The 14,460-nt window shown below is 57.1% G+C and carries 15 protein-coding genes and 1 pseudogene; 11 read left to right on the forward strand and 5 right to left on the reverse strand.

Annotated features, from left to right (window positions below):
- Nucleotides 1–56: 56 nt before the first annotated feature.
- The 5 genes from Pan189_RS18025 to Pan189_RS18050 all read right to left on the reverse strand — a co-directional run bounded on the left by Pan189_RS18025 (nucleotide 57) and on the right by Pan189_RS18050 (nucleotide 5,609).
- Nucleotides 57–656 (reverse strand): anthranilate synthase component II, encoded by a 600-nt coding sequence (locus Pan189_RS18025; RefSeq protein WP_145365475.1) that lies wholly within the window; start codon nucleotides 654–656, stop codon nucleotides 57–59.
- A 311-nt stretch (nucleotides 657–967) separates the two neighbouring features.
- Nucleotides 968–1,399, reverse strand: coding sequence for a hypothetical protein (locus Pan189_RS18030; RefSeq protein WP_145365476.1), 432 nt, complete (start codon nucleotides 1,397–1,399; stop codon nucleotides 968–970).
- Between the two features lie 655 nt (nucleotides 1,400–2,054).
- Nucleotides 2,055–2,504 carry a D-aminoacyl-tRNA deacylase gene (gene dtd / locus Pan189_RS18040; protein WP_145366246.1) on the reverse strand — a complete coding sequence of 150 codons (450 nt, stop codon included), beginning with the start codon at nucleotides 2,502–2,504 and terminating at the stop codon, nucleotides 2,055–2,057.
- Complete coding sequence (thiO, locus tag Pan189_RS18045; protein ID WP_310820753.1) at nucleotides 2,501–3,613, reverse strand: glycine oxidase ThiO; 1,113 nt, start codon at nucleotides 3,611–3,613, stop codon at nucleotides 2,501–2,503. The genes dtd and thiO overlap by 4 nt, the downstream gene beginning before the upstream one ends.
- 88 nt (nucleotides 3,614–3,701) lie before the next feature.
- The gene (locus Pan189_RS18050; RefSeq protein WP_310820754.1) at nucleotides 3,702–5,609 is read right to left on the reverse strand and encodes a c-type cytochrome domain-containing protein; all 1,908 of its coding nucleotides are present in this window, start codon (nucleotides 5,607–5,609) and stop codon (nucleotides 3,702–3,704) included.
- A gap of 225 nt (nucleotides 5,610–5,834) precedes the next feature.
- Between Pan189_RS18050 and larE the strand changes: the two genes are divergently transcribed.
- The 11 genes and pseudogenes from larE to Pan189_RS18100 all read left to right on the forward strand — a co-directional run bounded on the left by larE (nucleotide 5,835) and on the right by Pan189_RS18100 (nucleotide 14,439).
- Nucleotides 5,835–6,710, forward strand: coding sequence for an ATP-dependent sacrificial sulfur transferase LarE (gene larE / locus Pan189_RS18055; protein WP_145365480.1), 876 nt, complete (start codon nucleotides 5,835–5,837; stop codon nucleotides 6,708–6,710).
- A gap of 3 nt (nucleotides 6,711–6,713) precedes the next feature.
- The gene (locus Pan189_RS18060; protein WP_145365481.1) at nucleotides 6,714–6,959 is read left to right on the forward strand and encodes a hypothetical protein; all 246 of its coding nucleotides are present in this window, start codon (nucleotides 6,714–6,716) and stop codon (nucleotides 6,957–6,959) included.
- Between the two features lie 69 nt (nucleotides 6,960–7,028).
- Nucleotides 7,029–7,946, forward strand: a complete 918-nt coding sequence (locus tag Pan189_RS18065) for a hypothetical protein (protein ID WP_145365482.1) — start codon at nucleotides 7,029–7,031, stop codon at nucleotides 7,944–7,946.
- Nucleotides 7,947–8,227: 281 nt separating this feature from the next.
- Nucleotides 8,228–8,896, forward strand: a complete 669-nt coding sequence (locus tag Pan189_RS18070) for a hypothetical protein (RefSeq protein ID WP_145365483.1) — start codon at nucleotides 8,228–8,230, stop codon at nucleotides 8,894–8,896.
- Nucleotides 8,897–8,914: 18 nt separating this feature from the next.
- Nucleotides 8,915–9,070: pseudogene (locus tag Pan189_RS21745) on the forward strand (Ig-like domain-containing protein); the annotation flags it as partial.
- A gap of 333 nt (nucleotides 9,071–9,403) precedes the next feature.
- The gene (locus Pan189_RS18075) at nucleotides 9,404–10,729 is read left to right on the forward strand and encodes an AHH domain-containing protein (protein WP_375154914.1); all 1,326 of its coding nucleotides are present in this window, start codon (nucleotides 9,404–9,406) and stop codon (nucleotides 10,727–10,729) included.
- 13 nt (nucleotides 10,730–10,742) lie between these two features.
- On the forward strand, nucleotides 10,743–11,375 hold the full coding sequence (locus Pan189_RS18080) for a hypothetical protein (RefSeq protein WP_145365485.1): 633 nt from the start codon (nucleotides 10,743–10,745) through the stop codon (nucleotides 11,373–11,375).
- 283 nt (nucleotides 11,376–11,658) lie between these two features.
- Nucleotides 11,659–12,135 carry an SMI1/KNR4 family protein gene (locus Pan189_RS18085; protein ID WP_145365486.1) on the forward strand — a complete coding sequence of 159 codons (477 nt, stop codon included), beginning with the start codon at nucleotides 11,659–11,661 and terminating at the stop codon, nucleotides 12,133–12,135.
- Nucleotides 12,136–12,381: 246 nt separating this feature from the next.
- Nucleotides 12,382–12,666 carry a hypothetical protein gene (locus tag Pan189_RS18090; protein ID WP_145365487.1) on the forward strand — a complete coding sequence of 95 codons (285 nt, stop codon included), beginning with the start codon at nucleotides 12,382–12,384 and terminating at the stop codon, nucleotides 12,664–12,666.
- Between the two features lie 177 nt (nucleotides 12,667–12,843).
- Entirely contained in the window at nucleotides 12,844–13,026 is a 183-nt protein-coding gene (locus tag Pan189_RS18095) for a hypothetical protein (protein ID WP_145365488.1), read from the forward strand.
- A 540-nt stretch (nucleotides 13,027–13,566) separates the two neighbouring features.
- Nucleotides 13,567–14,439, forward strand: coding sequence for a GNAT family N-acetyltransferase (locus Pan189_RS18100; RefSeq protein ID WP_145365489.1), 873 nt, complete (start codon nucleotides 13,567–13,569; stop codon nucleotides 14,437–14,439).
- Nucleotides 14,440–14,460: the final 21 nt, after the last annotated feature.

Here is a 14,460-nt window from a genome sequence, read left to right on the forward strand (position 1 = left end):
GCCCGATTCAATACCCCATCGTAAAACTGCGAGCCGCACGCGGCAATCGTCCGAACTCAATTGCCGGCGCAAGTCGAACGGTCGTACGAATGTGACAGATCGACAAAATTTCGGATCAATCGATCGCCGGCCGCCGTGAGAATCGATTCGGGATGAAACTGCACGCCCCGAACGGGAAACGTGCGATGCGACAACCCCATGATGACTCCGCCCGCAGAAGTCGCCGTCACCTCCAGTTCGGCCGGCAGTGACTCGGGTTCGACAACGAGCGAGTGATATCGCGTCGCCGTCACCGGAAGCGGGAGGCCCTCAAATAGGCCCCGGCGATTGTGCGTGACGGCCGAAGTGCGGCCATGCACCGGGACATCCGCACGCACGACTCGACCGCCGAACGCCGCCGCGATCGCCTGATGCCCCAGACAGACGCCGAGGATCGGGATTTCCGATCCGAGATCGCGGATCGCCGCGATGGAAACCCCCGCTTCGTCCGGCGTGCAGGGCCCGGGCGAGATCACGATCGCCGAGGGCTGCCGCTCCCCTATTTCAGCCACCGTGATCGCATCACTCCGCACGACATCGGTCTGCTCTCCGGCGAGCCGAAAATATCGGGCGAGGTTGTGGACGAAGCTGTCGTAGTTATCGAGGAGCAGGATCATGAAGCAGGTAGGAGGTAGAAGTTAGGAGGTAGAAGTCAGAAGTCAGAAGTTAGAAGTCAGAAGTTGGTGAACCGTTGGTTTTGCGTCTGCAGCACTGCGCCGCCATTCGGACCAATTGCCGATATACCAGCATGACCCAAGACAAGCCGCGCGTTCGAAAGAACCGCGGATCGATTAAGGGGACCGGTCTCGGACCATTCTGTGAGGCCGCTGGCTACTGAAGGCGGGAGTCAAAAACCCTTCGCAGAGGATACCGTTAACTGGCGAAGAAATAAGTTGCGTTCACTCCTTTCAGCGGACGCTCGTAATTGTCACTCAGTCTGCTGCCGCGGACTGCGGGGGCGCGTTCTTAAGTAGTAGAGCCGAATGACGCACAGCATCGCAATAAATATAGGCAACGTGATCGACGGCATCACAATGCCACTGCCTTCATCGCTTTGATAAAATTCAAAGAGAAAGAGGTATTGCCGGACACTGCTGAACTCCGACTTCTCCCAAAACGCGGCGACCGGATCTGAGACAAAGATCCGCTCAAGCAAGTAGTTCATTCGATTGCGGCTCAAAATCCGTTCGTTCGGCCCCCATTCGAAATAGTCGATCGTCAGCATCCCATCCACAGCACGCAGAATGCAATCGTCAGAAAAGCCCCGTACATGCACTAAGAAGCCGATCCCCAGCGCATTTAAGATCGGCAGCATCGCCGAAACGATTACAAATAACACCAAGCACTTAAAGAGTTTCACGGCGACCCTGTGTCAGACTTAATACAATTTCCCGTGATCCAACTGCCCCTGACCTAAACATTTCACAATTTCCAGTTCCGCCCGCATATGCTGTCGCCGATTGAAACAATGCAATAACCTGACGGACTTCCAGATGCGGGGGCGACACGCCCCCGGCACCCTGCATCGGGGTCACCTCACTCCTCGATCGCTGAGGGCGGCTCTTTGGGACTGTCCCCTGTCACCGCCGCCAAATCCTCGCTTCGCCGGTTCCGAATTTGGAACAATCGCATGACGGCCAACATCCCAAAGAGAATGGGAAACGTTGTTGATGGCATGTTGAACGACCTGTTCGGGATATCCAAATCGAAGTTGACAAGACTGCTTAACGGAAAGGAATTGGAGTCCCGCCACATCACGGCGACCGGACCGAATTTAATCGCAAGCGAATCGGAACTTAGAATGCTGTCTTTAAGACTTTCAGCCTCGCGAGGTTCCAAACTGAAGGATAACAATGCTATCAGGCCATTTTCGGCGGCGACGCGTGCACCGACCTGCGAAGTGACAACCGGCACGAGTAACCCGCGGCCGCAAACATTCATAATCAGCAAAGCCGCCGATGCGATCGTGAGCAGACTGAGAAGCCAGAATGTCTTCAACACGCACCGCCGAACGTTCAAAATACCTTCCGACTATCCACCAACAACGTCACCGGCCCATCGTTTACCAGAGAGACCTCCATGTGAGCTCGGAATTTTCCCGTCTCAACCGGGATGCCTTGACTTCGCACTTCGTCGCAGAATTTTAAGTACAATTCATCGGCAAGCTCCGGCGGGGCCGCTTCGATGAAGCTCGGTCGGCGGCCTTTGCGGCAGTCGCCCAGCAGCGTGAACTGACTGACGACCAGCATCGATCCGCCGACGTCGGCGAGTGACAAATTCATCTTTCCCTCGGCATCTTCGAACACCCGCAGGCCGCCGATCTTCGCCGCGAGATACGATCCATCGGCTGGCGTATCGCCCTTCTCCACGCCGAGCAACACTAAGAATCCGTGATTAATCGCCCCGATCGTCTCGCCCTCCACGACGACCGATGCCGAAGTCACCCGCTGCACGACCGCTCTCACTTCCGCACCCATTCTCTCGGCAGCGGACGATCGACTTCGAGGCCCGTCATGTCGATCGGTGGCTCGCCGCCTTCGATGATCGCGATAATGATCTTTGCCGTCACCGGAGACCATTCCAATCCCCAACGGAAGTGCCCGCAGGCGAGAACGAGATTGTTATGCTCCGGAGCCTTCCCGAGAAATGGCAACCCGTCGGGCGAGCCCGGCCGCAGCCCCGCCCACGTCCGTTCGACTTCCGCGTTCGCCAATGACGGAATTAAAGACTTCGCCGAGTCGAGCAACCACGCGACGCTCTTGGCGGTATTAATTTTATGGAACCCCGCATCCTCCACCGTCGACCCGATCAGCACGCGACCATCGGCCCGCGGCACGAGGTAAGCATCCCCCTCATGCAAACAGGGCCGGAACGACCGCTCCTCTGTTTTTAACAGCGCGATCTGTCCCCGCATTGGCTTAATAGGCAGCGGCACCCGCAGTGGATCGGGCAACGAAGCCGACCACGCTCCGGCGGCAATCACATAAGTCGCTGAGGCGATCGATCCGGCCTCAGTCGTCAGTTCAACGATGCGATCTCCCTCGCGTTTGCCGCCGGTAACGATCGTGCGAGGTTTCAGCATCACCCCCGCCCCCTCACAGGCTGCCAGCAGGGACTGCAACAAACGCGGGTTGCGCAGTTGGGCGTGCGCGGGGACTTCGAGGGCTCGACTGATTGATCCATCGGCCCCGGGGACGAGTTCCCGAATGCGTTCCGAATCGATGACCGTCGCCTCAATTCCTTCGGCGGCTAGTTCCTCTGCTTCGTGTTCGAACTCGCCGAACACGAGCGACCCGCACCGTTCGAAGCACGGGTCAATGCCGGTGCGTTCTTTCAGGCGCGCTGTATGGCCCGGCCACATTTGAAAGCTGTAACCGCGAAGCCGCTGTTCGACGGTTTTGGCTTGCTCCAGATTGGCGGGACGAAGCATCCCCGCGCCGGCCCACGAAGCCTCCTGGCCGAAGTCGCCGCGTTCAATCACACAGACCGTTCGACCGGCATCGGCCAGTTCCAGCGCGGTGGTGAGTCCGATGACTCCCCCGCCGACAATCGTAACGTCAGTACGCTCCGCCAAGGCTCGCTCCCACAAAATGCGTTCGCCCCAATATAGGACGATCGCCGATAATCTGTAGCGAGAGCGCCCCGCCGATTGATTGAATTGATTATTGTGCGATGGTCCGGCCGAACTGCAGCCCGATCGCCGTCAGGTCGACCCGATAAACGTCCTTTGCGGCATCTTCCGGTTTCACGCCACTGCTCAGCCGAGACAGGAACGTCGCATACTTGTTCGCTCCGCCGGCTCGAATCAGATAATCACCCAAGGCATAGCTGACCGCTTTCGTCTCGGCCGGCGCGAACTGCCCGGCTTTGAACAGATCATCGGGCCGCGCGACCTGTTTGATCGCCTCGACGGCGAGCGACTGCATGTCGCTGAGGTACGCGTTCTCGGTCCCCTGCCCCGGATTGAGCATCGCAAACCCCGCCCCAGCGGTCGCCCAATCGGGGGCCTGATTCCCGCTACGCGACAGCACCGCTTCGGTCAGCAGCGTGCCCAATGTCGTACTCGCATCGGGCTTGCCCGCCGCCGCGGTGTCGCCGGTATCGAGCAGCACGACGTACGCGTCGTTGAAGTCGCCGGTCACCTTGGAGTGCCCGAACACATCCCGCGGCACGGCCCGTCCGCCTTCCATCACCAGATTGAACTCTTCCAGATCGAATCGGTCACCGACCACGACGATCGCCAACCGCCCTTTGAACATCGGCTTCTGCTTAACGCCGAACGCCTCGCGAAGTTTATCGAGATCAGACTGAGCCGCGGCTTCCAGCTCCTTCAACCGTGTCGGCGGCACTTTGCCGAATATCAGGAGTTCGTCGGTCTCGACACGATTCGCCGTGTGATCCGGGAACGATCGCTTCCAAGCCGCCTCGGTTTGTTCCAGCCGATGTTGCTTGAATTCATCCGGCGAGTATTTCGCCAGTTCCATCGCTCGCTTCTCGGCAGCGGTGGGAACCAGATCACGCAGCGGCGTTGTCGGATCACCGCCGTCGTATTTGTTCCCTTCTTCGAACCACTTCACAAGATTGTTGTAGTTCGTTCGCGTCAGCCGAGCCTGATTGTTGGCCGGCATGCGAGGATTCTCCAAGCCGCCGGTCAAACGGAACAGGCGGCTCTCCTCTTTCGGCTTATCGGGATGAATCACGATCCCGCTGTCGCCGCCGCGCATCATGTTTTCGAAGGTCTCCAGATTGAGCCCGCCACGTGGATTATTTCCGCGGTGACAGTTCAGACAGAGATTGATCATCCAAGGCGCGATGTCTTCCTTGAACGAAACGGTCTCATTGCCGGTCGGCTTTGGGATCACGACTTTGACCGGTTCTTTCGGCGTGCCGCCGCCCGTCGATGCCATCGCCCCGAAGTCGGCGTTCTCATCGGTCCCGTCGAACTTCGCCCCGGCGTTGATCCAATCGGAGATCGCTTCGACTTCTTCGGCGGTCAGCCGGTTGCCGTTCGGCGGCATCTGCCCGCGCCCCTGACGCGTGACGCGCTGCATGATCAGGCTGCCGTTCGCGTTACCCGGCGTGACCAACGGTTGGCGCGACTGACCGCCCGCTTTGAGCCCCGCGAAGGTGTCGAGCTTCAAGCCGCCGCGATTCCCGTTGCCGTGGCAGCGGGTGCAGTTGGCGGTGAGGACGGGGGCGACGTCAGAAGAGAAGCTGACGCCCTGTTGCGCAGCGGGCGGCCCCTGTTCCGCCGCCGGGTTCATCGACGCCTTCACCCGGGCGAGCAGGTTTCGCTGAATGCCGATCGCCCGTCTGATGCCGGCCACCGCCGGATGGGTCGCCGGCAACTCCGCATCTTTGGCGATCTGATCGATTTTCGACTCGGCGTCGTTCAGCAGCGTCTCCGCCTCGTCGACTTCCTTGCGGCGAATCAGCGAACTCGCTTTGCCGACATTGCGGCCGATCGTGCGAATTTCGCGCGATTGCTCCCGCGTTAGCGCCGCCTGCAGCGGTGCGAAAGCCGTCAGCGTCAGTACGACCGCGATGGTCACAAGGGTCAGTCGTCGCATCGATTTCATATCCGCCTGCTCCGCCGAGCCATGGAAGGGTGGAAAATGATGTCGCGAATGGATCGGCCGCAGGTGACGACCGTCTTCTCAATCATTCATGCTTTATCATACCCGCGTTCGTCCCCGCAGGTTCGCCGCGACTTCGACCGGAACCGGGTTGCCCGGCCGGCCTCGACCGCGTTCAATACTCTAAGTTACCGCCTGTCTTCGACTTAGCAACCGCCCATGGCTTCCGAGACCGATTTCGCTCCCCTGCCCCAAACGCTGCGAGCCAAAGCCGATCGGCTGCTCAACGCACTGCGGCGATACGAATCGGTCGCCGTGGCGATGTCGGCCGGGGTCGACAGCACCGTCGTCGCGAAAGCGGCTGCGCTCGCGCTGGAGGACCGAGCCGTCGCGGTGACCGCCTCGAGTGCGAGCGTGCCCCGGGCCGAGATCGAACAGGCGGAAGAACTCGCCCGGCTGATCGGCATCCGCCACGTGGTCCTTAGCACCAACGAATTCGACTCGCCCCTTTACGTCGCCAATGCCCCCGACCGCTGCTTCCACTGCAAGACCGAACTCTACGGCGGCATCGCCGCCGCGCAAGAGCAACTCGGTTTCGCGACGATCGTCAACGGAGCCAACGCCGACGACCTCGGCGACCACCGCCCCGGCATGCGCGCCGCCGCCGATCTCAACGTCCAAAGCCCCCTGCTCGACTGCGGCTTCCACAAAGACGACATCCGGGCTCTCGCCAGGTTCTGGAACCTCCCCGTGTGGGACAAGCCCGCCAGCCCCTGCCTCTCCAGCCGCATCGCCTACGGCGTTGAAGTGACGCCGGAACGAACCCACCGCGTGGAACGAGCCGAAGCATTCTTAAAAGAACGCTTCAATCTCCGCGAACTCCGCGTCCGCCACGAAGCAGGCGACCTCGCCCGAATCGAAGTACAACCCAATCGCATCCCCGACCTCGCCGCGCCCGAGGCCTCGCAGGAGATCACCCGCGAACTGACGAGCCTCGGTTTTAAGTTCGTAACAATCGACCTCGCGGGTTTTCGATCCGGGAGTTTGAATGCGGTGGTGCCGGTGGAGATGTTGCGTCACCACAACGGAGCTTAACTCATGACCTACGGCCATCTATTGTACGCGATTCACTTTCCGCTCCTCGATATCCGAAACGATGCAGGGGCCCCTCAACGTTGCGGCAATATCGCAGATGCTGTGCACAATCTCCCTGAAGGTATATATCGCGGAATTGAGCGAGGGATTTCAACCGATGACATACTCGACGAAATCAAAGACTGGCAGAGTGAAAAGCAGAATACGGTTTTACACGGCTATCTAGAACGTGCCACGCAGGTATTTTAGAACGGCCGACGAACCTCTCGCCTCCCACAGGCAGAGTAAGCAAAGAACATCCTTGAATCGGAGTTCGCAGTGCACGGTCTCACCACCAAATTGCCTCATACCCGACTCTGGACACTGCTGATCTTCCCAAGCATTTTAATAACTGCGAACGCTTCATCGGCGGAAGAAGAACCGCAGGTCTTAATTCTCACGCTGAATGTCTTGGCGTTCGAGCCTGATGTTTGGAGCGACCTCGTAAAGTATGGTCCGGGCGAACGCAACACCATAACAGTGGTCGACCGTGCTTATGCGAAAAAGATCGCGCAGATCGCCGCAGGCTTCGTTTCGTTAGATTCAGCCGCCGTGGTTATCGGTCGAGACAACCCCATCAGATTGCCTGACAAAGAACTCCTTGAGGGGGCCGCAGGCAGGACTCTTGACATCAGACCGCTCAATAAACCGGATGGAACTCATATCTTCTTTGCGTTGCGCACGAAGGAATTGAATCCCTCCGAACTAAAGGACCCGGCCAACACTTATTTTACATCGGGATTTGGCATTCCCCCGGATGCAAGACTCGCAAGTGTATTGATTTCTTCCGACCACACCGTCGTCAGCACCTTGCACTTGTGGCCGTCGCGAGCGAACAACAGGATCGCCATCACATTCGCAATCAAGAAATATAATCCACCGTCTGAATTGCGGCGAATCGCGACAGATCGCTTGAGTCGGGTCACCGTGTTCGCAACGGAGAATCAGATTCGACACGGCACGTTCGGGTTGAGAATCAAGCAGCTTCGCGATAGAGGAAAGCGGATTGAGGTAATTTCTCTCGGCAAACATGTGCTTCTGAATTACGCATTCGAGCTTCCGACGATGGTGATGCAATCAAAGGGGCGACCGGCGTACATAAGAGCCGGAGACGCTGCGCTAATCGAAGCCGACCTTCAGTATTTTTTCACTAGCGCCGGAACCCTCCTTCCCGCAGAAGCACACCGTCCGGAATAACTTTCGTTCTTAACGATTGTGAAGCATGGTGAGCGGAATACTCAGGGACCACTCGGCCGAACCACACCGAGAATGGTACAACAACTCTCAGATGATTTTTATTTCGACGACCCTACACCTCTCAGAGCTAGAACAGGAATGTGATCGTTCCGCTTGGCACCTATCAAGCACACAGAAAATAAAGACAGGCAAGCAAAGCTTCACCCTCCAAATCGCGTTCTTGATGAACACTTAAAACTCGAGGTTGACCACATCTGTAGCCTCTTGGCGGAGGATCCATCTTGTATTTCCGCGATATCGGCATTCATTTTCCACGAGATGACGCGACAACACGCGACTACTTGCTGGAGACCGAACATGTTGTCGGCATATTCCTGCAATTCATGCCGCGGAAATACGAATTAGACGGGATGGCGAAAACGAACATTTTTATTGGACCGGCAGTGGATGAGCCAAAATATCACCAAGCTTTGAATGTGAATATATATCACTTCGAAGGATTTGATGAGAATTTGTTCCAGGGGTCATCCAGGTCACACCGCGACGAGATGATGCTCGAAGCGATCGAGGCGAGCCTGCTTGATATCGCCTTGGATTTCGACGCCGACCCTGCCCCGATCAAGAAGGCAGCGGACGCGACCCGTGACTGTAAGTTCGACCTCAAGGTCGAGTCAAAACTTTCGCGGTCAACCAAATCACGCCGACTTCGGCTCTGCGTTTATTGTCGAATGCGTCGCGAAGGGATCGAATGGGGGATCGACATTAAGAATCGCAAGCGCGAGGTCCTTGACACGATCGTTATTGACGCCGATTCCAATTTGCTCCGCTCCTCCTACGATTACCGTAAGTCGAACTGGAAGGGGACCGAGTTCGTAATCCGAGACTTCGTCGATCAGGAGACCTTTCGCATTGATGCCGCACCGCTGGAGTCGAAGCTTGACAATACGTGATCCTGCGACGGCGATGACCTCGCCACGACGACGCAGCGCGACGTCTCGACCGACGGCGGTGTCGCAAAATGGCTGAGCAAACGCGGCGGCCTGTTCTATAAACCCGACGCCGACTATATCGGCGTGGACGAATTGTCTTACACCGTCACCGACGGCGTTTCGAGCGACTCCGCGGGCGTTAAGATCGCGGTCGTCGGCGACATTAATATTACGTTGAGCGAAGACACGGCCGTCGGCACCTATGTCGCCACACCCCTTCCTGCCGGATGGGCTTCCGATCCGTTTTCGGTCTCGCTCAGCAATAGCGAATACTTCGAAATCGAAGAGATCGACGGCGAGCACAAGCTGAAATTAATTAAACAGCTCGACTATGAATCGACCGGCTACATCGACGGCAAATCCTGGAAAGGCGTCGGCTTCACCGAAGCGTTTGAAGTCACCGCGACCGAGGGCGGCGCGGCCGGCTTTGATGCGGCGAGCGGACGGGTGGTGGTGTCGGTTGAGGATGTGAACTCACACTTCAGCAGAGACCGATATACTGCCGATCCTGTCCACGAAGACGCAGCCGGTCCGGTCTCGGTAACGCTTTCTCTCGCCGATCCAACCAGTAGCGGAGTCTCTTATCGCCTCAAAGCAAACCAGACTTTGGGGCACCGCTCGGACGACCGATTCGCTCTCGAAGACCTGATCGAGATCGACGCAGCAACCGGCGAACTTCGTTTCTTGGATCGCCCTTACTATTCGCTAACCGATGAACTTGAGATTGTTGTCGAGGCAGTCATTGACGGGGCGGTGGTGTCGTCAACGACCGTAGCAATCCCAGTAATTGAGAATGCCGCCGACCGGACCCAAGTGACAGATGCGGTATTTTCTTGGGAGCTCTTCTGGCACAACGTGGGTGTTTTGCCGAAAGGAGGCGTCGCCAAACAGTGGTACAATAGCCACAACGTCGAGTTAGTTCGAAAAGCCTATCTATTCAGCTCTGGACGATTAGTTGAGAAAGATGGAAATTTTGTACGGCGAGTTGACATCAAGCGCGGCCATGATGAGTTTGAGGCGGCGATTGCATTCGTACGTGTGGTTACCGACTATGCGGTACTCGGTTTTGCGGCTGAGGCGAATTTGCCGACGGACCCCGGCGATGTTGAAGAGTGGATTGAGTACCGCCAGGGGCTCGCATCGACCTCCGCGGAGATAACCGCCACTGGTGCTGAACTCTATATTTCAGGAATCGCAATCGCTGGGGAGCCGATTGACTGGGCCTTGGCGGTTAGCGACATTGTCGAAGGGGACCTTACCGCCGCGGTAGCGTTTTTGCCGTTTGTGACTGCCGGTGGATTGGTTGTCGTTCGTCGCACTGGCATCGGCGATGAAATAACTGAGGTCGTCTTTCAGAACGGCCGCGAGGCTTATGAATGGTTCCGAAATTCTCGCTCGTTGCGGTCGGCAATGAATGCGATGCCAACCGGTTTCGTCGCACACCACGTGATTCCGGCAGCGTCGATCCAGCAGTCGGAGTTTCTGCTGCACGCGGTTAATGTGAAACACGTTGACCTGAACGCAGCCTGGAATGGTTTCGCCCTGCCGGGGAGCGCAGCGGCACGAAACAGCTGGCTGGCTGCAGGAAATCAGGGAAAATTCTTACCGATTCATAACAGCGGCCACCCGCAGTACCGCCAATACGTCGAGAATGAACTGGAGAAAATTCAACTCAGATGGATTTCCGACAACAAGGACTGGAGCTTGTCGGTAATTCGAACAGAACTATTCAGACTTCGCAATGACCTGATCGATCGAATGAAGAATGGTGCTTTCGGAGACCGCTTACCCTAAAGGAATGATTTCAATGTCAGATTTTTATGTGCTAAGAGATTACTTCGGTGCAGGCCGCAATTTTACCGAACTCGACTATCACGAACCGCTCCAGTTAACGGATGATGTTGTATCGTGTTTTGTAGCCGGAGAACCCTTGCCGGAAAATTACCCACTTCTGAAGATCGGGCTAAAAGTCAAAGGCTTTGGGGTTCCGCAGGCGATGCAGCCCGGATATTACCTCGCAATGCACGAGTCACTCGTACGCTGCATTAGTTCTGTCGGCGAATCGCACGTTCAGATTAAGCCATGCCGCCTCGAAAATGCGAAGAATCAAGAGAAGATAGATGACGAAAATTTTCGGCACGTGCATTTGCTGAGCCCCCTCCCGCAGTTTGAGTTTCTCGACGTTGATCGGTGTCGCGTGGAGTATGGCCACGGACCTAAAGATTTGCGCCGTGTGGATACGCTCGTTCTCTTTGAACACCGAGTGCCCGCTGACCGTCATATTTTCAAGCTGACTCGTATGCCGATAATTTTCGTGCGGCGACGACTGCGCGACCTGATGCTTACCGCAGGGCTTCCCGAATTGGCACTTGAGCCGATTGAGGAATATCGCGGCGACGAGATCTACCCGTACCTAGACCATCCGATCTATCAAGAGTAGGCCAGACTGCTGCCCTTAAATACTGCCATTTTTTCAGTGCTTTGGGACAACGGGCGAACGGCTTCGTGTCGCGGCAAGTAGAAAGCCCACTAGCCGAGGGCAGTTGATCCGATCAACGGAAATGCAGTGGGCCAATCGGCGAATTGCATGCCCATTGCCAACGTCGAATCGTCTGGAAGTTCGTCGCTTACGTTCACCTTGAAGTTGGGCATGCCACTTCGCGTTTATTTCATATTGCATTATGACCCGAATATCTTAATCTGTGAAACATTAAGGGAAAGATTTGGACGAAAAATCCCGCAGCGCGCTGGACGCGAAGTTTGCCCAATTGAAGTCCCGCTTCGGGTCTTGTTATCCGACGGCCGAAGCGGATGAGATCTCTGCCTTTGAAGTTAAGCTGAGCGCCGAACTGCCGCCGGAGTTTCGATATTTCTTGCGATTGCTTGGGGGCGGCTATTGTCCAGACGGGATTGAAATCAGTTCCGAAGTCGAAGAAATTCAAGACGATGCGGTGACCGTATTTCAGTCCCTTAACGCCGAATCGCCTTCATCAAGACTCGGGGCGTTTGCCGCGGACTTCGAGGAAAACAAGAATATAATTCAAGTACTTCAGTTTGCCGATACGGTGGGAGGCGAGCGGCTTGTGATGGACTTACGCCGTAAAAATTACGGCCACATTTTTTATAGCTGCCCGGATGGAACGTGGCGGCAGATTGCCGATTCGTTCGCGCAGTTCATTGATCAGTTGGAATTGACGTAACGGTCGATGCCCAGCGGTCGAGTCTTTCGATTGAATCCGATCGCCGAGCCGGATCCTTCACACGTTTGTGGTTGGACTGCGACTCGATCTGCCCCGCGAGTCGGCTTGCTCGGGCTTATTTCGTCTTCCAGATACCCGCCGAATTTTCACAAGGTTGGCGGCTGGTCCAACCGGCAACCCCGCCCGTTGGCACGACGTTCGCACTCTCTTCAATCGGATTCTTACTTCACGACGAGGGAGCAACACATGGCTGACCATGAGACGAAGCGGACGACGGACGAGGATACGATCAAGAAGTGGTGCGAGGAGCGGGGTGGGCAGCCGGCGACGGTGGCCGCGACCGGTTCAAAGAATGACCCGGGACTGCTGCGGATCGATTTCGACGATTCCGACAAAGACCCCGGGCTGACGATCATCCACTGGAGCGCCTTCTTTGAGGCGATGAAGGAGAACGAGCTCGAATTCGTCTATCAGGAACACACGAAGGACGGCGATATCAGCCGCTTCTGCAAGTTCGTGTCGAAAGAGTAACCCTCGTGGGCGAAGAGAAGGCTCTTCGTTCATTCCGGTTCGTCGAGCGATTTCCCGATTGGGGTGCCGCGTTTATGGCGCTTCAGTCGGCTGGTAAAAACGTACGCGCTGCGGAATGATCGAGCAGGTTGGTCGCTGATCGACCGGTGCGAGTTTATTGTGTGGAGCATGAAAAGCTTGGCGCCGCTGATCTTCGCGAGCCTGAATTTCGTCGCCATGGTCGGGGTAGCGGCTTACTTCATGGTTCAAATGTTGAACCCACTAGGCGATGACGCGGCGTCAAACCTGATTGCGGCATCATTGGCCCTTCTCGCGGGATTCGCTCCACTGGCCTGCGTGGTGCTGAAAAAGTCGGAATAGACGGACGAAATCGCGTGTCCTGCGATCCCAGTGCACGGCCCCTCCCCCTCACGCTGCCGAAGGCCCCCTCCCCGGCGAGCCGCCGGCGCAACAAGGTTGTGGGGGGTAGAGGAATATGGTGCACCACCTCTATTCACCCCGTCGGTGGGCGCGACCGCAAGGTCGTTGTCCGTGCGACGGATGTTGCCGCGGCAAAGCTGCGGACGCGCGTCCGATTTCTTCATTCCGTCGAGCAAAGTTTTTGAAGCAGACTCAGCACTTCCGTAAAAAAGAATGGCAGAAGAACACATGCGTTCCTACGGATCGCCGACGCCGAGCGATGCAGGGGCCATCATGCATGCGACGTCGATGAACTTCGGGCGAGAAACGCTTCCGCCGTTATGTTTGAAATCGACGAGGCGAGGACGACCGTTTGATTGGGCTTTGCGGCAAAGCGTATCTTTGCGTTACGACTGGGACGAAATCTGAGTTATTGCATCCCCGTCGACGAGAGCAATTCCCCCTCGACCGGTTTTTTCGTTACGGCTGAGGACGTTGAATATGAGCGACGCCTTTCACATTCGCCCAATGCGGCGTCCGGAACTTGACCTCGCGCTTCAATGGGCGGCCAACGAGGGTTGGAACCCCGGCAGGCACGACGCCGATGCTTTCTGGGCGGCCGATCCAGAGGGATATGTTGTCGCCGAATGCAACGGCGAGATGATCGGTACCGGAGCGATTATCGCCTACGGGCGCAAGCTGGGAGCGATGGGGCTGTTTATCGTTCGTGAAGACGCCCGAGGAAACGGGCTGGGTCGGCGGCTCTGGTTTTACCGGCGCGATTTGCTGCGGTCCCGACTCGACTTTGACGCTTCGATTATCATGGACGGCGTCCTCGCGATGCAGCCTTTTTATAGTTCCGGGGGCTTTCAATATTCGCACGCCGACACGCGGCGCGAAGGCGTGGTCAACGGCGATCCCGAAACCGAAACCGAAGGCAATATCGTTGACCTGACATCGTTACCGTTTGTGGATGTCTTATCGTTTGATGCCCGGCACTTTGGAGCGAAGCGGGAGTCGTTTCTGCGCGTGTGGATCGACCCGCCGCACGGGTCGGCGAAGGCGCTGATCGATACGGACGGATCGATCGCTGCGATGGGAGTCATTCGAAGTTGCGTCAGCGGCGGCTGGAAGATCGGCCCCCTGTTCGCGACCGATCCGCTCGCCGCCGATGTGCTATTTCGAAACTTAGTTTCGCGGGCCGCCGGGGAGACGATCTATCTCGACACACCCGACCATAACCCAGCCGCCGTCGCCCTCGCCGATCGCCACGGGCTGAAGCCGGTCTTTACCTGCGGTCGCATGTCCTACGGACCGAAGGCGACCATTCCCTGGGGGCAAATCTACGGGGTGACGACGTTCGAACTTGGTTAAGGTGCAGGCCGAGTCTGCGCG

Source organism: Stratiformator vulcanicus, from assembly GCF_007744515.1.
In the GTDB taxonomy this organism is placed as follows: Bacteria; Planctomycetota; Planctomycetia; order Planctomycetales; family Planctomycetaceae; genus Stratiformator; species Stratiformator vulcanicus.